Origin of the sequence: Robertkochia solimangrovi, assembly GCF_007279655.1 — a bacterium.
GTDB classification, from domain to species: domain Bacteria; phylum Bacteroidota; class Bacteroidia; order Flavobacteriales; family Flavobacteriaceae; genus Robertkochia; species Robertkochia solimangrovi.
The window spans coordinates 1-23,187 of the sequence record NZ_QKWN01000008.1; the positions used below are offsets into that span (position 1 = coordinate 1).

Below are 23,187 nucleotides of genomic sequence, written 5' to 3' on the forward strand. Positions count from 1 at the left end.
TAATCCGTTTTCCGTATTCTGTTTCAAGTCACCCCGTAACACGGTAACATTGTTACATGTTAGATAGTGAAGAAGTGAAGCAGTATGCTCTATGCAGTAAACTGTTTTCTGTAATCCGTTTTCCGTATTCTGTTTTCTGTTCTCTGTCTTCTGTCACATGTAACGTTGTAACACTGTAACATGGTGAAGCAATAAAAGCATAAAAAAAAGCCACCGGAAGGGTGGCTTTTTTATGAAGTGGTTATAATCTTAAGATCCGGCGAGTTCTATCATAATGGAGAGTTCGTCTACTAGTTTTTCACTACTGCCTCCAAAACCAACAGATTCAAATTTAATTTTGCCATCAGGTCCTATAATGATCTTGGTAGGAATACCGGTCACCCCATAGTCAGATGCGACCTGGAAATCTCTACTCCCTTCTTCCACAGTTTGATCCAAAACTACATTGAATGAATAATTATTAGCGGTTATAAACTCAGAAGTAAGATTAACTCTTTCTTCATCGGTACCTGATTCCATGGTGTCGATAAACAGAAATACTACATTCTCATGATCCTTGAATTTTTCTACTGCTTTTTGCATTCCCGGGAAGGAAGCTTTACAAGGCCCACACCAGGTTGCCCAGAAATCCAATACTACGGTTTTACCTTTAAGTGTAGCGAGATCGATCATTTCACCTTTGATATTTTTTAATGTGAAGGGATGAGCCTCTTCATCCATCATCTCCTTTTTTACTTCTGCAACCAGACTTGCATGTCCTTTTGCTTCCAATTCTGCTAAATAACTGTCAAAGGCAGCCGCATCTTTACCATTAGCTATAAAGGCTTCCTTAAGGTATTTTTTGGTATCTGCAGTTGCCTTATTCTCTTCGATCATTTTCGAAGCCTCACTTTCGACGGTTTGATATTGTTCATCTGCCATCAGGAATTCCACATATCGAGCTGCTGCATCCGGAGAGCTATAGACATCTAAAGCCTTCTTTTGATAGTTGATCGCTTCTTTTACTTTGCCCTGTTTGAAAAGAATGAGGGCATAAGTATCAGCATACATCCCGTAAGAACTCTCAAGGTTTTTCTTGTATTGTTTAGGAGAGGCATAGGAGGGAACGGTGGTGGGTGAGGCGATCTCTTTTTCGATAATGTCTAATGATTCCTTAGAGATCTCTTCTGCGAACTCCAGTTTCTTTCCCGATTCCGCAAGGGTCCATGCCACATTATTAATCGCGCTGGCTTTGCTTACCGGACCATCGATCTCATCGATATAGGCTTTGCACTTTGCCGGATCACTATCCAGGCATACCCTTGCCAGTGTACTGTTCATGTAATTACTGTACATGTCTGAACCGAAACGCTCTTTATATTTTTCCAGAATATCTTCTTTAGAATTTTCAGGATCGTTGAAATCCTTAAAGAACGCCATCTTAGCAGCATTGCTTTCCGGAAATTTTTCCGCGATGACCGTATTCAATGAATCATATTGTTGGCGCTTTCCGTTCATCACATAGAGCGTGGCTGCATCTTCATAGTCTTTTTGGGAAATCTCCTCTTTGGAAAGTAATTCGTCGATCCTGTTCGTGAGAATTGGTTTAGCTGTTTCTGGAGATGATCTGGCGAATAATGATGCGTAGGTGATAAAATATTTGTCCTTAAGTTCCGGATTAGCTGCAAAAGCAGATGCCACCTTACCAGCCAGACTATCGGTGTTCACTTCCAGTTCGTGTGAATCTTTATAACGCCATTTATACAATACTTCCTGTAGGTCCGCATCTGAAGTGATCTTACCATCGGTTCCGTATACAGGTACAATAAAACCTTTTTTGTCATTGGAGATCTGTCCGTTCTCAGATTTCAAAGTGAAGGAAAGTATTCCGGCACTATCCGGAACCTTGATAGACGCCTGATAGAGACTGTCCATTTTTTTAAATTCCACATCTGCAGGATAGAATTTTTCATTGACCGCATAATAGTAGAATGATTCTTCGGGTTTTTCGCCTTGGTATTTCAAGACTAACTCTTCCCCAGCCTTAGGTTTGGCATCGGAAAGATAGAGTGACCCCAGCTGTAAGCCTTTATCTTCACTTGTGTTACAAGCAGCTAAAGAAAGTAATACAGCGGAGGTCAAAATGGTGGTTTTGATGGTTCTCATAAGCTTAATTTTGATTGAATTAAGTGTAAAAGATATCTAATTCCTACAAAACCAAGAATTTACTCACCGTTAAATCTTTGTGAAAATTAAAGAGCGTTCACGGTTTTACGGATCGCAACCAGATTGCTCAATAGCTTTTCAAGGTAGTCCAGGTGCAACATGTTTGCTCCGTCACTCTTTGCATTCGCCGGATCGAAATGTGTTTCCATGAAAAGTCCGTCAACACCGGTGACAACTCCCGCACGAGCGATGGTTTCGATCATATCGGGTCTTCCTCCGGTTACACCACTGGTCTGATTGGGTTGTTGTAATGAATGGGTTACATCCAGTACTACCGGTGCATATTGTTTCATCGTTGGGATTCCTCTGAAATCCACGATCATATCCTGGTATCCGAACATGGTACCTCTGTCGGTGATGATCGCCTGCTCGTTTCCGGAATCTTTTACTTTTTGTACCGCGTGCTTCATGCTTTCCGGGCTCATGAACTGACCTTTTTTTAGGTTAACAGTCTTTCCGGTTTCTGCAGCCGCTACCACAAGGTCGGTCTGACGCACTAAAAATGCTGGAATTTGTAAAATATCGACATATTCCGCAGCCAGAGCAGCATCACTGATCTCATGGATATCGGTAACGGTTGGGACACCGAAGGTTTCCGAAACCTTCTTTAAAATCTTCAACGCCTTTTCATCGCCGATACCGGTAAAGGAATCGATCCTGCTACGGTTCGCCTTCTTAAAACTGCCTTTAAAAACATATGGAATCTCCAGTTTGTCGGTGATGGCAACCACTTTTTCAGCGATTCGCATTGCCATTTCTTCACCCTCGATAGCGCAGGGTCCCGCTAGCAAAAAGAAGTTGTTACTGTTGGTGTGTTTTATCTGTGGAATTTTATTTAAGTCCATATTTTTTGAATTAAAGCGCAAAGATACTGTTTTAACTTCAAAATCATTCACCGTGATCATTTGTGAAGTGTAATAACGTAACTGGTAATATATCAGAAAGATGGGGGTAATGACAGGCTTACTATTATTTTAATTTTTTTTAGTGTACCGACTGCAAAATAAAGCTTACCTTTGCCGCCTTAAAACAAAAGGTTGTATGACATCCATTAAGAATATTGCTATCATAGCCCACGTTGACCACGGTAAAACTACGCTGGTTGATAAAATATTGCACCACTGTGAACTTTTCAGAGATAATCAGGAAACAGGAGAACTGATCCTCGATAATAATGACCTGGAAAGAGAGCGTGGTATCACCATTCTGTCTAAGAACGTTTCCGTTAACTATAAAGGTATTAAAATCAATATCATCGATACTCCCGGTCACGCCGATTTCGGAGGAGAGGTTGAACGTGTACTGAACATGGCTGATGGTGTATTGTTGTTGGTAGATGCTTTTGAAGGACCTATGCCGCAGACTCGTTTTGTACTGCAAAAAGCGATCTCAATGAAGTTGAAGCCGATCGTGGTAGTCAATAAAGTGGATAAAGAGAACTGTACTCCTGAAGAAGTACATGAATCAGTATTCGACCTGATGTTCGAACTTGGTGCTGAGGAATGGCAGTTGGATTTCCCAACTGTTTATGGTTCTGCCAAGAACAACTGGATGTCTGATGACTGGCGTAACCAAACTTCCAACATCGAACCATTACTCGATATGGTAGTGGAACATATTCCTTCCCCTAAAGTGGAAGAGGGTACTGCTCAAATGCTGATCACTTCCCTCGATTATTCGGCTTTTACCGGAAGGATTGCGATCGGACGTTTACAGCGAGGTGTTCTTCGTGCAGGAATGAATGTTTCTCTTGTAAAACGTGATGGCAGCATCGTAAAATCTAAGATTAAAGAATTACATACATTTGACGGACTCGGCCGTAAAAAGGTTGATGAAGTTCAGGCAGGAGATATCTGTGCTATCGCCGGACTCGAAGGATTTGATATCGGAGATACCGTGGCAGATTTTGAGAACCCTGAAGGGTTGCCAACCATCGCGATCGATGAGCCTACAATGAGTATGCTCTTTACGATCAATGATTCACCGTTCTTCGGTAAAGATGGTAAGTTTGTTACTTCACGTCACATCAAGGAACGTCTGGAAAAGGAATTGGAAAAGAACCTTGCACTACGTGTTGAGCCAACAGACAGTGCCGATAAGTTTATGGTTTTCGGTAGAGGGGTACTTCACCTTTCTGTACTTATCGAGACCATGAGAAGAGAAGGGTATGAGTTACAGATCGGACAGCCGCAGGTTATTATCAAAGAAATCGACGGTGTGAAATGTGAACCGATCGAAGAGCTTACTATCGATCTTCCGGAAGATGTTTCAGGACGTGCAGTTGAGATGGTAACACAACGTAAAGGTGAAATGCTGAGTATGGAGCCTAAAGGAGAACGAATGATCATCAAGTTCAATATTCCTTCGAGAGGTATCATCGGGTTGAGAAATCAACTGCTAACAGCTACTGCTGGTGAGGCGATCATGAATCACAGATTCCTTGAATTCCAGCCTTACAAAGGTGAGATTCCGGGAAGGATCAATGGTTCCCTGATTTCTATGGAAAAAGGAACGGCTATTCCTTATTCGCTGGATAAACTTCAGGAGCGTGGTAAATTCTTTATTCACCCGGGTGAAGACATTTACACAGGTCAGGTGATCGGTGAGAATTCACGTGGTGATGATATGACCGTTAACGTTACCAAGACCAAAAAACTTTCTAACGTTCGTTCTGCAGGAGCTGATGATAAGGTGAAACTTGCTCCACCGATCAAGTTTTCTCTGGAAGAGGCTCTGGAATATATCCAGAAGGATGAATATGTTGAAGTAACCCCAAAAGCGTTGCGTCTTCGTAAGATCTATCTTGATGAGAATGAGCGTAAGCGTATGGAAAAACAACTGGGATAATTACCAGTTTCTATGATACATAAAAAGGACCGTGACAACGGTCCTTTTATTTTTTAAACAGATCGCAGGATTCCGCCATCGATCGGTATGCTGGCACCATTGATATAAGCTGCCTTGTCAGAAGCCAGGAAAGCACAGAGATATCCGAATTCTTTCGGATCGCCGATGCGACCCATAGGTACACTTTCCGCCATTTCTTTTTTCAGGTCCTCGATTGATTTACCGGACCTTTCCGATTTTTTATTATTCACTTCATCAAGACGCTCGGTATCGAAATATCCGGTGAGGATATTGTTGACCGTGATACCATCAGATGCCAGTTCCTGTGAAAGGGATTTGGCCCAGCTTACAATAGCAGAGCGAATACTGTTGGATAAAACCAATTCCGGTTTAGGCTCCTTTACCGTAACAGAGGTAACGTTTATGATACGCCCGAAACCTTTTTTACGCATGTAAGGAACCGCTTCCAGGGTGATATGGCAAATGGTTTTAAAGAGTAGATCAAAGGCTTCTGCGAAATCATCCTCATTCTTTTCTAGTACAAATCCGGGAGCAGGTCCCGGCGTATTGTTCACCAGAATATCTACAGGAAATTCTTTTATATGTGCCTGGATGATATTCTTGAAGGTGCCGAAGTGGGTGATATCGGCCACCAGATATTCATGTTTTTGCCCCTGATTCGTCGGAAGTTTTGAGACGATCTCCATCAACTTCTCACGATTACGGGCCATTAACGTAACACTGGCGCCACAGGCTGCGAGTTCTTCGGCAATCGCTCTCCCGATGCCCCGACTACTTCCGCCAACCAGTGCGTGTTTGCCAACTAATGATATGTTCATAATTTTATCTGTATTCTTCGCGTACCGGGCAGAAGATGTCGGTGATCTTACAGGAGGTGATGGCTCGGCCACCATGCTTTACATGAGGTGCCAGATACACAAGTTCTCCCTTTTGATACGTACGGGTTTCGCCATCGACGGTAAGTTCGAATGTTCCTTCCGTGACCTGCATGGTCTGTTCGTGATGATGACTGTGTTCCGGAATTTCAGCTCCGGCTTCCACCTCCCAGTATGCGATGGTTATTTTATCGGTATGAATCATTTTACCATGAAATCCGGGAATGAGCTCCCGACTTTCTGTTTCATTTAGATTTATAAGCATTTGAGGTACTTGCTTTAGTTTATTTAATATTGGAACGAACCAGAGATTCAGCAGCCATGGCTGCACCGATAATCCCGGCTTCATTGAGGGAACTTGCCGTTATATGGGGGGTATTCACGTCGATATAGGCTTCAAATTCTTCCATATATTTACTCGCGCCGCCCCCGATGATATAAAGATCGGGAGAGAGAATGAGTTCTACATATTTCAGGAAGTTATTGAATCGTTTGCCCCATTTTTTAAAGCTCATGGCTTTATCCTTGCGTACGGAATTCGCCGCATAGTGCTCAATTTTCTTGTATTTCTTATAATATAATTGCCCTAACTCAAAATTAGGGATGAGTTCCCCGTTAAAGAATGCCCCGGAACCCAGTCCGGTACCCACCGTAATTACCAGTACGAATCCATTATGGCCGACACCCGCTCCGAAACGCATTTCACACAACGCTGCTGCATCTGCATCATTTAGTACTTTGAACGGGAGTCCGGTATGTTTTTCGAAATATTCTTCCGTATTGACCCCGATCCATTTTTCGTCAAGATTACTTTCGGTTAAACAGATTCCGTTCTTGATAGAGGTAGGAAAGCCGCACCCTACAGGACCATTCCATTTGTAGTGGTCGATAATCTCCCGGATTACCCGGGTTACAGATTTAGGAGTGGCTGGATCTGGCGTAGGAATCCGGAATCTTTCTGTGAGCATTTCACCTGTTTCTATATCAACCAGTGCACCCTTGATCCCCGAAGCACCCACGTCTATTCCTAATACTTCCATGCTTTAATTTGATTTAATGGTAGATTACATTATAAAATTAATAGTTTACGAATGATTATCCATATTTTTTGAGAATAATCATCATTCGAAGCTTTGAAGAAGGTGATGAATTGTTGATTTAATTAAGAATTAAGAATTAAGAATTAATTCTGTCTCAATCATAAAAGGTCGATTGGCATCGACCAAAGAATTTTTGTATCAGCAAAAAGAGCAATGCGCCCCGAAGGGAAGCGAGCAGTACGGTCACTCAAGGTAATTTTGCGCCAGTAAAACAAACCGTAACACTGGAGAAATGATCGCGTAAGCGATCAGGATCGACACTGAGCACCAAAGGTGCTCGACACTCATTAAACACTTTTTTGGACCACCTCAAAAACCTTACTTCCATCACATTTTAAGGTTTTTGACGGGAATTTGAGTAGCAAGGCATAATCATGAGTGGCCATCAAAATGGTTCTTCCACTGGCATTGATCTCCTTTAAGACCTTCATGACTTCTACACTGGTCTGAGGATCCAGGTTTCCTGTGGGCTCATCGGCGAGAATTAGTTCCGGGTCATTGAGCAGCGCTCTGGCGATCGCAACCCTTTGTTGTTCACCTCCGGAAAGCTGATGTGGGAATTTGAAACCTTTGGTGGCCATGCCCACCTTTTTCAGTACCTCTTCGATACGGGCGTCGATCAGCTCTTTATCTTTCCAGCCGGTTGCTTTGAGTACGAACTTTAAATTTTCGTTGATAGTCCGGTCAGGTAACAATTTGAAATCCTGAAATACGATTCCCAGTTTTCTTCTTAAATATGGGATGTCTCTTTCTTTCAACGAGCGAAGATCGAACTCTACGATACTCCCGGATCCCTGAGTCAGGGGCAGGTCACCGTATAACGTTTTCATAAAGCTACTCTTTCCGCTTCCTGTCTTACCGATCAGGTATACGAATTCGCCTTTGCTTATGGTCAGGTTGATCTCGCTCAAAACCAGATTTTCACGCTGGTAAATCGCAACATCTCTCAATTCAAGAATAATGTCGTTCATGGTCTAGCAATACTGAATGGTAAAGGTAAGAACTTAATCATTTTTTCAAAATCATATTTTTATTGATCCAATATTGAGGAATACAACCTCCTGCAGTACAGGGATGTGGATTTCCTGTTTATAAGTTTATTCCATCTTTCAGATAATTATAACATATTTCCACCGTTATAACTATGTTTGTTCTATTATTTTTGAGTTGAAAATTTGCTTCTATGAACCTGACCCACAAATTGTGTTTATCCATATTTACACTGTCGCTTTCCGGCATCAGTGCACAACAATCTAAAATATATACGTATAACGGAAAAGATTTTCAGGAAGGCCTTGAATTGTACAATAACAAGCAATATCAGGCTTCACAAGCGGTATTTCGCAATGTGCTTGAAAATACCGAAGATGAAGAAATGCAGGCGAACGCCTCCTATTATATCGCCAATGCCGCTATTCGTACTAATCAGCTGGGAGCGGAGGACCTGATGGAGACTTTTGTCGAACGATATCCGACTTCCACAAAACGCAATTCAGCGTATATGGATGTGGCCGATTATTATTTTGGTCAGGGCAAATATCCAAATGCACTTCGGTGGTATAACAAGGCGGAAGATCAGGGTATGTCTAACGGGGAGCGCGAGGAGTTCAATTTCAAGAAAGGGTATGCGCTGTTCGCCTCTAGAAATTACAGAGATGCACGCAGTTATCTCGACAAAGTATCCGCATCGAAGAAATACGGTTCTCAAGCGAAATATTATATCGGTTATATGGCGTATCAGAGCGATGATTATAACCAGGCGAACCGTTATTTCGATCAGGTGTCTTCCGATCAGGAGTTGTCGGAGAACCTTTCTTATTACCAGGCCGATATGAACTTTAAGTTGGGGAACTTTGACAAAGCGATCGCTCTGGCGAAGGAACAACTGGCTAAAGCCGACCGAAAGGAGGCTTCGGAACTCAATAAGATTATCGGTGAAAGTTATTTTAATAAAGGAGAATATGAAGCGGCGATTCCTTATTTGAAAGAATATAAAGGAAGCGGCGGTAAATGGAACAATACCGATTATTACCAGTTGGGGTATGCCTATTATAAACAGGGAGCCTACGCTGAAGCTATCGGTCAGTTTAACAAGATCATCGATGGAAGCAATTTCGTTGCGCAGAATGCTTATTATCACCTGGCGGAATGTTATCTGAAACTGGATCAGAAACAACAGGCTTTGAATGCGTTCAGAAATTCTGCAAATATGACCTTTGACGACCAGATCAGCAGAGATGCCTGGTTGAACTATGCAAGACTGAGTTATGAGATCGGGAATCCGTATGAAAGCGTTCCGGGAGTGTTAATGGCCTATATCGAGAAATATCCGGACAGTCAGCATAAGGATGAGATCGGTGAATTATTGGTGGATTCCTATATCACTTCAAAAAATTACGAACAGGCACTGGATCTGCTTGAGAATAATAAGAGTTTCCGCAATAAGGCGGCCTACCAGAAAGTAGCTTTCTATCATGGACTCGAACTTTTCAATGAAGGAAATTATCAGGCGGCGGGTGATTATCTGCAACGATCGCTAAAAGAGCCGCAACAGGAAAAATATACAGCTCGAGCAACTTTCTGGAAGGCTGAATGCGATTACCTGACCGGAGATTATAATGAAGCACTGATCGGATATAAGCAATTCGAACAAATGCCTGCAGCTATTCAGACCGAAGAATATGAACATCTTAATTATAATCTGGGGTATTGCTATTTCAAGCAAAAGAACTATGAAAGTGCCGGAGATTATTTTAAAAAATATGTAGCAGTACCTAAAGAGAACCAGGCAAGAGAAAAAGATGCCTGGCTGCGTTTGGGAGATAGTAACTTCGCGACCAGTCAGTACTGGCCTGCGATGGAAGCGTATAACAAGGTGATCGCCATGGGTGGTGGTGGATCTGATTACGCATATTTTCAAAAAGCGCTTAGCTATGGTTTTGTAAACCGCGGGGCAGATAAGGTGAAGAATCTGGAGGATTTTGTAAGGTCGTATCCAAACTCAACCCTTAAGGATGATGCACTATACGAATTAGGGAATACCTATGTGAATGCGAATAACTCCTCAGCCGGAATTGAAGCCTATAGAAAACTTGAAGCATCGTATCCGATGAGTTCCTTTGTTCCGAAGGCGATCCTTCGGGAAGGTCTCGTTTATTACAATAATGGTGAGAATGAGAAAGCATTGGAGCGATTTAAAAAGGTCGTTCGGGATTATAACAATACCCCGGAGGCTGTGCAAGCAGTTGAGACCGCAAAGTTGATCTATGTGGATGAAGGCCGAGTGAATGAATATGCGGCCTGGGTGAAACAACTGGATTTTGTAGAGGTTACCGATGCAGAACTCGATAATGCCTCCTTTGAGTCGGCCGAACGAAACTATGTGGAGAATAATTATGATCGTGCCATTAAAGGATTGTCCGCTTATTTGTCACAGTTTCCAAATGGAAGACATGCCCTGAAGGCGAATTATTATTTGGCACAGATCTATACCAAACAGAACAATCCTTCCGCAGCAACTCCTTATTACGAAAAGATCGTAACCGGAGGTCAAAACGATTTTACAGAAGAATCGCTTGCCCGTTTAGGAGATATCTATCTGAATGCTAAGAATACGGATAAAGCTATCCCGCTTCTGATCAGACTCGAACAATCCGCAGGTTATGAGCAAAACAGAATTTTTGCACAGTCAAATCTGATGAAAGCTTACTACGAAACCGGAAATTATCCTAAAACCCTTGAATATGCTGAAAGGGTATTGTCGAACGCATCGATCGATGACCGTATCAAAAGCGATGCCTGGGTGATGATCGCACGTTCTTCGATCAAGACCGGAAATGAGACCAAGGCACGTCAGGCTTATGAGAAAGTGGCGCAGGTGGCAACGGGATCCCTGGCAGCAGAGGCCCTTTATTATGATGCCTACTTTAAAAACCAGGATGGTGACTATGAAGGTTCGAATGCTGCAGCTCAGCAATTGGCTCAAAAATATGCTTCTTATAAAGAAACTGGAGGAAAGGGACTGATCATTATGGCAAAGAACTTTTATGCGTTGGATGATGCATTTCAGGCAAGTTATATCCTGGAAAGCGTAATCGAGAATTTTAAGGATTATCCGGAGATCGTAGAAGATGCCAAAAAGGAGCTTATGATCGTAAAATCAAAAGAGTCACAGCGTAATTCATCAATCAATCCAAATCAAAACTAAGAACGGGAATCCATGAACACGAAATTGAATTTCAACTTTTCAGCTCGAAATTATATGCAAAAGAAAACCTCATGTGTCCTGGTTCTGGGATTACTTGCCTGCGGACAACTTGTTGCTCAGGAAAAAAATGAAGATAAGGATAAGAACATAGGAACGGAAGTGGTGGATGTGGTAAAACAATACAATCCAACCATCGGGGATGCCAATAAGATCAATATTCAACCACGTCTGGACGATTCGATCACTACCGTGAAGCGAAATGTGAACTACACGATCTTTTCCGTTCCTGTAGCTTCCACGTTTACCCCCGCTAAAGGAAAGGCGACCGGACTCAAGAAAGCGCCTAAAGAAGAATTGTATAATACTTTTGCTTCTGTGGGGCTCGGGAATTATTCTGCGGCACTGGTAGATTTCTATACCAGTATCGCCTTGAACCGGGAAGAAAATTTAGACCTTTCACTAAATCATAATTCCTCTCAGGGGGGTATTGATGAGGTAGTGCTGGATGATCGCTATTTTGATACTTCACTGGAAGGTGGTTACAGAATGCAGGATCGCTATATGAGCTGGGGAGTGAATGGTGGTTTTCGCCATCAGATCTATAATTGGTACGGGATTCCACAGGAGCTATATTCTGAATCTCAAATCGATGGTATCGATGAAAGACAGGCTTATTATACTGCTGAACTGGGGGGGAATATCGATTTCAAGGATTCCTTCTTTAAAGGAGCAGAAGCTAAATTCCGACGATTCTGGGATGGCTTCAGTTCCGGTGAGAACAGGTTGATACTACAACCATCGTTCGAGTTGCCTATTTCCACGGAATATATAGATCTGGGTGTAAAACTCGATTTCCTGCAGGGGAATTTTAAAAGTAATTATGCGGCAACCGATGATCTTAAATACAGTAACCTTACCACAACTATATCACCCGGACTGGTAATTCTGGAAGAAGATCTGAAGATCGACCTCGGTGCGAATATCGTATATCGGTTCGATATCGAAGGCAGTGACCATGACTTTTTTATCTACCCGAACGTAAAGGCTTCCTATAATCTGGTTGAAGAGTTTGTTATTCCATATGCCGGAGTTACCGGTGAATTGACACAAAATAACTACCATGATTTTGTGCAGGGAAACACCTTTGTTTCTCCTACATTGAATATGGTTCCTTCCGATGAGCAATACAACGCATTTGTTGGGGTGAAAGGTAAATTCATGCAGGGGGTAGGATACAATTTGAAAGGGTCCTATTCGGCGATCAATAACAACCCGTTGTACCGATCAAATGCAGTAAATTATCTGAGTAATGAAGAAGGGTATAGTTATGGAAACAGTTTCGGGGTGGTTTATGATGATATGAAAATACTATCGGTAATGGGAGAGGTTAATGTTGATATCAACCGTAATTTCAATCTAGGACTGAACGCTGAATTTTTGGATTATAATACCGACGAGGCTGCAGAAGCTTGGAATCTTCCAACGATCAAGGGATCTGTATTCATGGATTATCAGATAGGAGAGAAATGGCTGGCTGGCGCGAACCTGTTCTATGTAGGGGAGCGAAAGGATCTCATAGATACTCCGATGCTGCTGGATCCAACCGTGGTTTCCATCGATGGTTATTTCGATATCAATGCAAGATTGGCGTATCAGGTTAGTAAACCGCTGTCAGCATTTATCCGAGCCAATAATATCGCAGGGAATGAATATGACCGATGGGTGAACTATCCGGTTCAAGGATTGCAGATCATGGCCGGGGCATCGTATAAATTTGATCTCTGATAGCCGCTTCCTTCTGGAGATAATTTTCCAATCCGTGATACAGGTTTCTCGAAAGATCATATAACCATTCGAGCTGATCGGAAATAAGCTTTGCTTCTTTAAGTCTTGCTTTGTCTTCGTTTGATCTGGCGACCCCGGTAGCGATTTGCTGCAGGCGTTCACTTTTCAGATCGTTGAGGTATTGATTTAGGAATTCCTGTCCGGTCACCGCGGCACTTTCATCATTCATTTCGGTACCTTCAATCTTTCCTTCCAGTAATTGAATGCTTAGCTGAAGATTACGGAGGATCGCATTGAAGTAATTATTCACATAGACTGAACATTCGGTCGTAGGGTGGTTTTGTATGAACGCGCCCACGGCTGCAGTGGAGGAGAGGACCGTATGGATCACTACACAAACCTCATACAGAAACTGCATTCCCGATTGCTGTGATTTGGGTTCCTGTGTCATCCTTTGAAAAGCAGCCAAAAGATTGGTGATCGCTATAAAAGCATTTTTTCTTGATAATTTATAGGCGGTATCAGGTCTTGTCTTTAGCTGATAACTGATTTGCACGGATTCCAGATATCCACTGATCTTTCTGATGCTATCCAGTAACAGGTAATGCATATTGTATTTTTCCCAGTTTGGCCAAAGTAATATATTCGATAGCCATGCGAGTCCACCACCGATCAACGTGTCCATCACCCTGTATTGAATCACGGCCATGGAATCCGGGGTCAATAGCGAATAGATAAAAATGATCGATATCGTAATAAAAGCAGCGGCAGCTTTGTAATTATGTTGTGTAAAGGTGAGGCCCAGTACCAGTGAGATAAAGGTGAGTAGAATCAAGACAAGGGTATTTCCGGTAAGCAGTAATATCGGAAATGCTAGCAGTGCACCGATCAGGGTTCCGATGATCCGTTCACGAAAACGAACTTTGGTTAATACGTAACCCGGGCGCATGATCACAAAGATGGTGAGCAGGATCCAGTAGGCATTCGGGATATCAAAGATGTGTCCAACAGTATATCCGGCAAGCATGGTGATCACAAGCCGCAGCGAATGTTTGAAGACCGGCGAATTCGCATTAAGGTTCTCGATTAGAATTTTCAGGTCGTAATTATGTTGCGGAATGAATTTTTGATGCTCGATCACATCAGAGATCTCTGCTTTTTTCTTACCGGTTTCCCCGATAATCCGCTCGATAGCCATGATCTCGAGGTAAAGCTTCTCCACGAAGTCATAGAGGTTTCGGAAATTGATGACAAGGTCGGGCGTGCTTACCACATCGATACTGTTCCGGTATTCATTGATACTTTCTTTCAGCTTTTCCATGTCACCTTCATAATCATGTTCAGGCTGCATGGCAGAATCCGGGTATGCGGTTGCGATTTCACGAAGGTTCTCGGCAATACTGGTAAGAGTGCTGATAAAACAATCCGTCATCGCCAGGTATGCAGGATTTCCTCGGTCACTGTCTGCCACTTTTAATGGATTGGCGATACTGAGTTCGAGGATGTCGACGAGCTTTATAAAGATAAGTAGTTGCTGTCTTTTAAGGTTCATCGTTCCTGAATGTTGTCGGAAATGGAGAAGATGATCTCTTATGTTTTCGTGCTTTTCATTGATGGTGTTCTCAAGTTCGAAGATTTCATGAAGTCCTTCACGGTCACCGTCTCCTGTGATTCGATTCGCTTTCTTTTCGAGATATTCGGCTGTAAGCGACATACAATCCTTGAGCAATTCCTCGATATAAGCTTTGGATCTGAGTTTGTTGAAAACCTGCGAAAGTAAAAGATACCAGACGCCACCGCATAACATATAGAGTGCATGCATGAAAATATCAGATCCGGAACGGTGATGTGCGAAACTTACACAGATCGCCAGGAGTCCGCCAAAGGAAACCAGAGAGGCTCTGAATCCATAGACTGCGATCATGGCATTGCAAAAAAGAAGGATGGCCATAACCGGGTATAGCAGATAGATGGTATCTTTAAAAAAGTGTATCAGAATACTGTTCGTCGCTCCAAGAAACATAGCGATGATCATACCGAAAAGATGGTCTCTTCGGCTACCGGGAATATCGCTGAAGGATGTGATCAACACCCCAAACCCTACGCTGCTCGCAACCCCTACATCGAAAAAATAATAGCAGAAACCGATCGCTATGAAAATGGCTGAGGTGGTTAACAGGCCTTTGGAGAAATTATAGCTTTTTATGAGATGGTTGAGCTTGTTGAGCATACGGAAATGGATGAACGCCCTGCAAAGATACATACATAAGTTAAGGATTACGAGAGTGAACTGTAGCTTATTTAAAACAGAATTATATTTTTGTGTAAGTAAAGTCATAAATTATACAGTATGAAAATAAAAGCACTCACCTTGTTTCTTTTCGGAGCATTGATCGCTTGTTCTAAGGAAGAAAAAGCCGATATGCTTATCATAAATGCCAATGTGTATACGGTAGATACTTCGATGACCAAAGCCACCGCCTTTGCAATTGTAGAAGGGCGTTTTGCGGCAATAGGTGAAGATGAGGAATTACAGAAGCGTTTTACGGCCGATACAGTTATCGATATGGAAGGAGCGACTATAGTGCCCGGACTAATCGATGCCCATTGCCATTTTTACGGATTGGGTCTGAATCAGCAACAGGTAGACCTGACAGGGACCAATAGTTTTGATGAAGTGCTTTCCCGTGTTGATCAGTTCGCAAAAGAAAAACAACCGACCATGATTATTGGCCGTGGATGGGATCAGAATGACTGGGAAGAAAAGGAATTTCCGGTGAAGGATCAACTCGATGTGCTTTACCCGGATACGCCTGTGATTCTTGAACGTATTGACGGACACGCCTATCTCGTGAATCAGAAGGTTCTCGATTTGGCCGGAATCGATGCAACTACTAAAGTGCCGGGAGGTGAAGTGGTTCTGGTTGATGATAAACCGAGTGGCGTACTGGTGGATCGACCTATGGAGTTGGTAGAAAAGATCATTCCCGATTTTGATGTGGCAACAAAGATAAGAGCACTGCAGGATGCTCAGGAGATCAGTTTTGGATACGGACTCACCACGGTTAATGATGCCGGAATTTCAAGGGAGATCATCGAGCTGATCGACAGCTTGCAAAAAGCCGGGGAACTCGATATCAGGATCTATGCTATGGTGAGCAATAATAAAGAAGATGTGGCTTACTTTTTGGATAAGGGCGTGGTGAAGACCGATCATTTGGATGTTCGATCTGTCAAAGTATATGGTGATGGGGCTCTTGGATCCAGAGGTGCAGCACTAAAGGCACCTTATAGTGATAAACATGGTCATTTTGGGGCAATGGTTACCCCTGTGGCAGATATTGAAGCACTTGCGATTAAAATTGCTGACAGTGACTACCAGATGAATACCCATGCGATTGGAGATTCTGCCAATGTTGTAATTCTGAGAGCTTATGATAAGGCCCTTCAGGGGCAACAGGATCGTCGATGGAAAATAGAACACGCACAGGTAATCGATCCAGCCGACTTCCATTATTTTTCTGAAAATATAGTACCATCGGTACAGCCAACCCATGCCACCAGTGACATGTATTGGGCGGAAGATCGTTTAGGTCCTGACCGGATGAAAGGTGCTTATGCTTATAAACAACTTTTAGAAGAATCAGGGAGGGTAGCCTTAGGCACAGATTTTCCCGTAGAGCAAGTGAATCCGTTTCTCACATTCTATGCTGCTGTGGTTCGAAAGGATGTGAAAGGTTATCCGGAAGGTGGGTTCCAGATGGAGGATGCCTTGACCCGTGAAGAAACCTTGAGAGGTATGACGATCTGGGCGGCCTGGTCTAATTTTGAGGAAGAAGAAAAGGGGAGTATTGAGTCGGGTAAACTTGCAGATTTCACAGTACTTGACCGGGACATTATGACTGTTGAGGAGACCGAGATACCGGAAACAAAAGTTAAAGCGACCTATGTAGGAGGTAAGCGGGTTTTTTAATGACAACAAAATGCGAGAAATACAAGTGGCACTAATATCACTATTGACACTAGTGTTACTTACTATAACTATATTATAAAAAAAAACTGCCGAAGTAAACCGGCAGTTTTTTTTTATAATATAGTTATAGTATTGTGATCGGAACCGCGACTCTGAGTTTATCCCAGCCGAGGAGCATATTCGCGCCATTTTCTGCGGGCTCGAAGGCGATGGAGAAAGCCTCTAGAGATTTATCTCCGGATCCACTCGGAACATTAAATCTTAGAACGTCATTAGCTTCATTATAGGAGAAGGCGCCCCAGACATCGAGATCTTTATTGATGATGATCGTCCACTCTTTTTCACCGGGTATGGTGAAAAGTGAATAAGTTCCGGCAGGAACTGCCTTGCCACCGATGGAAACATTCTGATAGAAACGGATCTCTGTGGCTTCATTTGCACCGGTACGCCATACCTCACCAAAAGGAGCCAGGTCTTTTCCGACTGAGCGACCTTTGAGCATAGGGCGTCCATAAACCACCTTAATCAAGGGTGGTGAGGAACGTTCGATTCGATAATATACAATATCTGCGGGGCTCTTATCGATCCCGCTAAAATTCTGAGCCTGGATCTCCGATGAGAAGATAACGGCCAGGATCAGGGTTATTCCTGCGATTAGTTTCTTTGACATGATTACTATTTATTGTTTGTAATAAAACTACAAAAAGTTTAGCGTTTCCTGAAAGGACATCACTTCATTTATAAAAACATTGGGAACTTACATTCCTGTGTGAATATTTCGGATTTTTACAATAATTAGTTTTAGATTTACAATAAAATAAGTTTTAAAGTTTCGAATAGTAATAGAAATTCAAATTAAGGTTTTTAATTAAAACTTATAATGTAATATTTGCTTCGAATTAATAATTAAACAATCGAATTATGTGTGGAATTGTATGTGCTTTTGATTTAAAGGAAAGTGCAGAGGAGCTTCGCCCTCAGCTATTGGAGATGTCAAAGAAGGTTCGTCACCGCGGACCAGACTGGAGTGGTATCTTTAGTAATGAGAAAGCGATCCTCGCTCATGAAAGACTTGCGATCGTAGATCCGGCCTCCGGGAAGCAACCTTTGTTCAGTGAAGACGGACGTTATGTGCTGGCTGCAAATGGAGAGATCTATAATCATCGTGAGCTGCGTAAACAATTCGAAGGTAGCTACAAATTCAAAACTGAATCTGATTGTGAGGTTATCCTGGCATTGTATCAGGAAAAAGGTCCGGATTTTCTGGATGAGCTGAACGGTATTTTCGGGTTCACCATCTATGATACAAAGACCGATACCTATTTTGTGGCCAGAGATCATATGGGAATCATTCCGCTTTATATGGGTTATGATCGCAACGGAACTTTCTATGTTGCTTCAGAATTGAAAGCTTTGGAAGGGGTTTGTTCGAAGATTTCCCTTTTTCCTCCCGGACATTATCTGATCTCGGGAGAAAGTGAGCCTCAGCGATGGTATGAAAGAGACTGGATGGAATATGATGCCGTGAAAGAGAATGAAACGAGCATCAGTGAGATCAGAGATGCACTGGAAGCTGCGGTACATCGTCAGCTTATGTCTGATGTTCCTTACGGGGTTTTGTTGTCGGGAGGTCTCGATTCTTCTGTGACATCGGCTATTGCCAAGAAATATTCTCAAAAACGCATTGAATCTGATGATACGGTTGATGCCTGGTGGCCACAGCTGCATTCATTCTCGGTAGGGCTGGAAGGCTCTCCCGATCTGGCGGCGGCAAAAAAGGTGGCTGCTCATATCGGAACAGTACATCATGAGATCGTTTTCACAATACAGGAAGGACTCGATGCGATACGGGATGTAATCTATAACCTGGAGACTTATGATATCACGACCGTACGTGCCTCAACGCCTATGTATCTGATGGCGAGAGTGATCAAGTCTATGGGGATTAAAATGGTTCTTTCAGGAGAAGGGGCTGATGAGCTTTTCGGAGGGTATCTGTATTTCCATAAGGCGCCATCGCCAAAGGACTTCCATGAAGAGACCGTAAGAAAACTGGATAAGCTGCACATGTATGACTGTTTGAGAGCAAACAAATCGCTTGCAGCCTGGGGTATCGAAGGGCGTGTTCCTTTCCTTGATAAAGAGTTTATGGATGTGGCGATGCGAATCAACCCTAAGGATAAGATGATCAATGGAGAGCGCATGGAGAAATGGGTGGTGCGTAAAGCTTTCGAATCGTATTTACCCGAAAGTGTTGCCTGGAGACAGAAAGAGCAGTTCTCTGATGGAGTTGGATATAGCTGGATCGATACCCTTAAGGAAGTGGTAAACGAGAAAGTAACGGATGAACAACTGGCTAATGCCCAATATAAGTTCCCGATACAGACGCCTACATCTAAAGAGGAATATTACTACCGATCTATCTTTGAAGAACATTTTCCATCAGATGCAGCAGCTCTGTGCGTGCCTTCCGTGCCTTCTGTTGCCTGTAGTACACCGATCGCATTGGAATGGGATGAAGCATTCAGGAACATGAACGATCCTTCCGGACGTGCGGTGGCTAAAGTACACGCTGATGCCTATCAGAAATAAGGGTGTCAGATATTCCGGAGCATTAAAATATGATGCAGAAAGGCTGGTTTTCAGTTGAATTTTCTGCAAAAAGGATGAAAAAAAAGCGTTACCTGTGTGTAGCGCTTTTTTTTTCACATTTAATGTTGATAACTTGAAAGCTTTAAGAGTGCATTAAGACTAAGTTTATGAGGTGATTTGTTATATTTGTCTGATTCCATATTGGAAAAAAATTCAAACAATTTATGAGCGAGGATCTTACTAAAAAGCAATACTCGGCCGATAGTATTCAGGCACTTGAGGGAATGGAGCACGTACGTATGCGCCCTTCCATGTATATTGGTGATGTAGGGGTGCGCGGATTGCACCATTTGGTATATGAAGTGGTGGATAATTCCATCGATGAGGCTTTGGCCGGACATTGTGATACCATAAGGGTAGTTATTAACGAAGATAATTCTATTACCGTAGAAGATAACGGTAGGGGTATACCGGTAGATATTCATAAGAAAGAAGGAATCTCAGCACTAGAAGTGGTAATGACCAAGATCGGTGCCGGTGGTAAATTCGATAAGGATTCCTATAAGGTTTCCGGTGGACTTCACGGTGTGGGGGTGTCTTGTGTGAATGCGCTTTCTGAGCATCTTAAAGCAACCGTATATCGTGATGGAAAGATCTATGAGCAGGAATATGAGCGGGGAAAGTCGCAATACCCGGTGAAAACCGTAGGGGAGACCGACCTGAGAGGTACCGTTGTTACCTTTAAACCCGATTATGAGATCTTTAAGCAAACTCTGGAGTATAGTTATGATACCCTTGCCAGCAGAATGCGTGAACTCGCATACCTGAATAAAGGGATCTCTATAACCCTTACCGATAAAAGAAATAAAGACGAAAAAGGCGAATATTTAGGAGAGCGATTCCATAGTGAGGAAGGACTTAAGGAATTTATAAAATTCCTGGATGGTAATCGTGAGCCACTCATCGATGATGTGATCGCTATGGAAGGGGAAAAGAATGATATCCCTGTGGAAGTAGCAATGGTGTATAATACATCCTTCAATGAGAATCTGCATTCCTATGTAAATAATATCAATACCCATGAAGGGGGAACACACCTTTCGGGTTTCCGAAGAGGACTTACGACAACTCTTAAGAAGTATGCAGATGCTTCGGGTATGCTCGATAAACTGAAGTTTGAGATTTCCGGAGATGATTTCCGTGAAGGACTTACAGCGATCGTTTCCGTTAAAGTTGCAGAACCTCAGTTCGAAGGACAGACTAAAACGAAACTTGGAAACAGAGAGGTAACCGCTGCAGTTTCACAGGCGGTTTCCGAAATGCTGGAGAACTACCTGGAAGAGCATCCTAACGATGCCAGATCGATCGTACAAAAAGTGATCCTGGCTGCTCAGGCTCGCCATGCAGCTAGAAAGGCTCGTGAAATGGTACAGCGTAAGACCGTGATGAGCGGTGGAGGGCTACCCGGTAAATTGTCCGATTGTTCAGAACAGGATCCGGAAAAATGCGAAGTGTTCCTGGTGGAGGGTGACTCCGCAGGTGGAACGGCTAAGCAAGGTCGTGACAGGAACTTCCAGGCGATTCTGCCTTTAAGAGGTAAGATCCTGAACGTAGAAAAGGCTATGTCGCACAAGGTGTTTGAGAATGAAGAGATCCGAAACATCTTTACGGCCCTTGGAGTTACCATCGGTACAGAAGAGGATAGTAAGGCGCTGAACCTTGATAAACTACGTTACCATAAGATAGTGATCATGTGTGATGCGGATGTCGACGGTTCGCACATCGCAACACTGATTCTTACCTTCTTCTTCAGGTATATGAAGGAGCTTATTGAGAACGGACACGTTTATATTGCAACGCCACCATTATATTTGGTTAAAAAAGGTGCTAAGAAGAACTATGCCTGGAATGATAAGGAGCGTGAGGCGCTGATCGCAGAGTATGGAGGAAATGCAAACGTGCAGCGATACAAAGGTCTTGGTGAGATGAACGCAGAACAATTGTGGGACACTACCATGAATCCTGAGTTCAGGACTTTACGTCAGGTCACTATCGATAACGGTAGTGAGGCAGACAGAATCTTCTCTATGCTTATGGGGGATGAAGTACCACCTCGTAGAGAATTTATCGAAAAGAACGCCATATACGCCAACATCGACGCATAGGGCTTATCAAATATCGGAGGATATTGGTCTTCCGAGACGATTAACCCCGCTTTCAAAAGAAGCGGGGTTTTTTTATGTCGTAACCGGAACTGGTAAATACCATACTGCAGTTAGGATGCATACCCAAAGCCGATATTAATTCTGGAATTTTAACGAGGAATTGTGATATTCATGGAGGTGTTGAAATACCTTTCGTTTACCATTGGAAAGCCCTGACTGTCTGATTTTTTTCAACCTTTGACCGAGTGAGTTTTCAAAGGGGTAACCTCCTTAAAAAACGAGGTTTTATGGCCGGTATTTTTAGGGATATTTTACCACTATAAGTACTTCAAATTGTGTTAAAATTAGTAGCTTTGTGAAGCTTTTTAGAAATGTTAAATAATATAATATATACACAATGAAAGTTACAGTAGTTGGAGCAGGTGCAGTAGGAGCAAGCTGCGCAGAATACATCGCAATGAAGAATTTTGCATCGGATGTTGTGCTTTTGGATATCAAAGAAGGATATGCTGAAGGAAAGGCAATGGACCTTATGCAAACCGCGTCACTGAATGGTTTCGATACCCGTATCACCGGTACTACCGGAGATTATTCTCAAACCGCAGGAAGTGATATCGCAGTGATCACCAGTGGAATTCCGCGTAAGCCCGGAATGACCCGTGAAGAGCTGATCGGTATCAATGCCGGTATCGTTAAAGATGTTTCTTCAAACTTGATCAAGCACTCTCCGAATGTAATTCTTATCGTGGTTTCAAACCCGATGGATACGATGACCTATCTCGTACACAAATCTTCTGATCTTCCTAAGAACAGAATCATCGGTATGGGTGGAGCCCTGGATAGCGCCCGTTTCAAATACAGATTAGCGGAGGCACTGGAAGCTCCTATCTCTGATGTTGACGGGATGGTGATCGGAGGACATAGCGATACCGGAATGCTGCCATTAACCCGATTAGCTACGAGAAATAGTGTGCCGGTTTCCAAGTTTCTTTCTGATGAAAGACTGGAAGAAGTTAAAGAGGCTACCAAGGTTGGTGGAGCTACGCTTACCAAGCTTCTTGGTACCAGTGCATGGTATGCTCCGGGAGCAGCAGTTTCTGCACTTGTACAGGCGATCGCTTGTGACCAGAAAAAAATGTTCCCGTGTTCAACCCTGCTTGAAGGGGAATACGGACTCTCAGATATCTGTATCGGAGCTCCTGTAATCATCGGAAGAAACGGAATCGAGAAAGTTGTAGAAATCGAATTGGACGAGGCTGAAAAACAGAAACTTGCAGAAAGTGCTGAAGGAGTAAGAAAAACCAATGATCTACTGGAGGTATAGTAGATATCCTATAGAATAAAAGTATGTTTTGGAATCCTGCCGGTCTGCCCTGACCGACAGGATTTTTTCGTTTTTAAAACTTAAAAAAAAATT

15 protein-coding genes are annotated in these 23,187 nt (G+C 42.9%); 7 read left to right on the plus strand and 8 right to left on the minus strand.

Going from position 1 to position 23,187, the window contains the following annotated elements; all coding sequences use genetic code 11:
• Window positions 1-249: 249 nt before the first annotated feature.
• Window positions 250-2,145 (minus strand): TlpA disulfide reductase family protein, encoded by a 1,896-nt coding sequence (locus DMZ48_RS11580; protein WP_143955317.1) that lies wholly within the window; start codon window positions 2,143-2,145, stop codon window positions 250-252.
• Between the two features lie 86 nt (window positions 2,146-2,231).
• Complete coding sequence (gene kdsA / locus DMZ48_RS11585; protein ID WP_143955318.1) at window positions 2,232-3,050, minus strand: 3-deoxy-8-phosphooctulonate synthase; 819 nt, start codon at window positions 3,048-3,050, stop codon at window positions 2,232-2,234.
• A gap of 196 nt (window positions 3,051-3,246) precedes the next feature.
• On the opposite strand from kdsA, the gene typA reads away from it, so the two are divergent.
• Window positions 3,247-5,052: a translational GTPase TypA gene (gene typA, locus DMZ48_RS11590; RefSeq protein ID WP_143955319.1), complete on the plus strand. Its 1,806-nt coding sequence runs from the start codon at window positions 3,247-3,249 to the stop codon at window positions 5,050-5,052.
• 53 nt (window positions 5,053-5,105) lie between these two features.
• On the opposite strand, the gene DMZ48_RS11595 is transcribed toward typA, so the two are convergent.
• The 4 genes from DMZ48_RS11595 to DMZ48_RS11610 all read right to left on the minus strand — a co-directional run bounded on the left by DMZ48_RS11595 (window position 5,106) and on the right by DMZ48_RS11610 (window position 8,019).
• Window positions 5,106-5,891 (minus strand): SDR family oxidoreductase, encoded by a 786-nt coding sequence (locus DMZ48_RS11595; RefSeq protein WP_143955320.1) that lies wholly within the window; start codon window positions 5,889-5,891, stop codon window positions 5,106-5,108.
• A 4-nt stretch (window positions 5,892-5,895) separates the two neighbouring features.
• The gene (locus DMZ48_RS11600) at window positions 5,896-6,213 is read right to left on the minus strand and encodes a cupin domain-containing protein (RefSeq protein ID WP_143955321.1); all 318 of its coding nucleotides are present in this window, start codon (window positions 6,211-6,213) and stop codon (window positions 5,896-5,898) included.
• 19 nt (window positions 6,214-6,232) lie between these two features.
• Complete coding sequence (ppgK, locus tag DMZ48_RS11605) at window positions 6,233-6,988, minus strand: polyphosphate--glucose phosphotransferase (protein WP_143955322.1); 756 nt, start codon at window positions 6,986-6,988, stop codon at window positions 6,233-6,235.
• A 347-nt stretch (window positions 6,989-7,335) separates the two neighbouring features.
• Entirely contained in the window at window positions 7,336-8,019 is a 684-nt protein-coding gene (locus DMZ48_RS11610) for a cell division ATP-binding protein FtsE (protein ID WP_143955323.1), read from the minus strand.
• Window positions 8,020-8,231: 212 nt separating this feature from the next.
• On the opposite strand from DMZ48_RS11610, the gene DMZ48_RS11615 reads away from it, so the two are divergent.
• Together DMZ48_RS11615 and DMZ48_RS11620 are read left to right on the plus strand one after the other, a co-directional pair.
• Window positions 8,232-11,255, plus strand: coding sequence for a tetratricopeptide repeat protein (locus DMZ48_RS11615; protein WP_143955324.1), 3,024 nt, complete (start codon window positions 8,232-8,234; stop codon window positions 11,253-11,255).
• Between the two features lie 54 nt (window positions 11,256-11,309).
• Window positions 11,310-13,040, plus strand: a complete 1,731-nt coding sequence (locus DMZ48_RS11620; protein ID WP_143955325.1) for a TonB-dependent receptor — start codon at window positions 11,310-11,312, stop codon at window positions 13,038-13,040.
• Here DMZ48_RS11620 and DMZ48_RS11625 read toward each other — a convergent pair.
• Window positions 13,006-15,270, minus strand: a complete 2,265-nt coding sequence (locus tag DMZ48_RS11625; protein ID WP_162558708.1) for an FUSC family protein — start codon at window positions 15,268-15,270, stop codon at window positions 13,006-13,008. The two genes, DMZ48_RS11620 and DMZ48_RS11625, sit on opposite strands and share 35 nt — an antisense overlap.
• Window positions 15,271-15,390: 120 nt before the next feature.
• Here DMZ48_RS11625 and DMZ48_RS11630 point away from each other — a divergent pair, with 120 nt between their 5' ends.
• Window positions 15,391-17,013, plus strand: a complete 1,623-nt coding sequence (locus tag DMZ48_RS11630) for an amidohydrolase (RefSeq protein ID WP_143955327.1) — start codon at window positions 15,391-15,393, stop codon at window positions 17,011-17,013.
• Between the two features lie 124 nt (window positions 17,014-17,137).
• Here DMZ48_RS11630 and DMZ48_RS11635 read toward each other — a convergent pair whose 3' ends face one another.
• Window positions 17,138-17,683 carry a DUF2911 domain-containing protein gene (locus DMZ48_RS11635; protein WP_143955328.1) on the minus strand — a complete coding sequence of 182 codons (546 nt, stop codon included), beginning with the start codon at window positions 17,681-17,683 and terminating at the stop codon, window positions 17,138-17,140.
• Window positions 17,684-17,934: 251 nt separating this feature from the next.
• Here DMZ48_RS11635 and asnB point away from each other — a divergent pair, with 251 nt between their 5' ends.
• From asnB to mdh, 3 genes are all read left to right on the plus strand, one after another.
• Window positions 17,935-19,605: an asparagine synthase B gene (asnB, locus tag DMZ48_RS11640; protein ID WP_143955329.1), complete on the plus strand. Its 1,671-nt coding sequence runs from the start codon at window positions 17,935-17,937 to the stop codon at window positions 19,603-19,605.
• Window positions 19,606-19,829: 224 nt separating this feature from the next.
• Window positions 19,830-21,770 (plus strand): DNA topoisomerase (ATP-hydrolyzing) subunit B, encoded by a 1,941-nt coding sequence (gyrB, locus tag DMZ48_RS11645; RefSeq protein WP_143955330.1) that lies wholly within the window; start codon window positions 19,830-19,832, stop codon window positions 21,768-21,770.
• Between the two features lie 397 nt (window positions 21,771-22,167).
• On the plus strand, window positions 22,168-23,094 hold the full coding sequence (gene mdh, locus DMZ48_RS11650; protein ID WP_143955331.1) for a malate dehydrogenase: 927 nt from the start codon (window positions 22,168-22,170) through the stop codon (window positions 23,092-23,094).
• Window positions 23,095-23,187 lie beyond the last annotated feature (93 nt).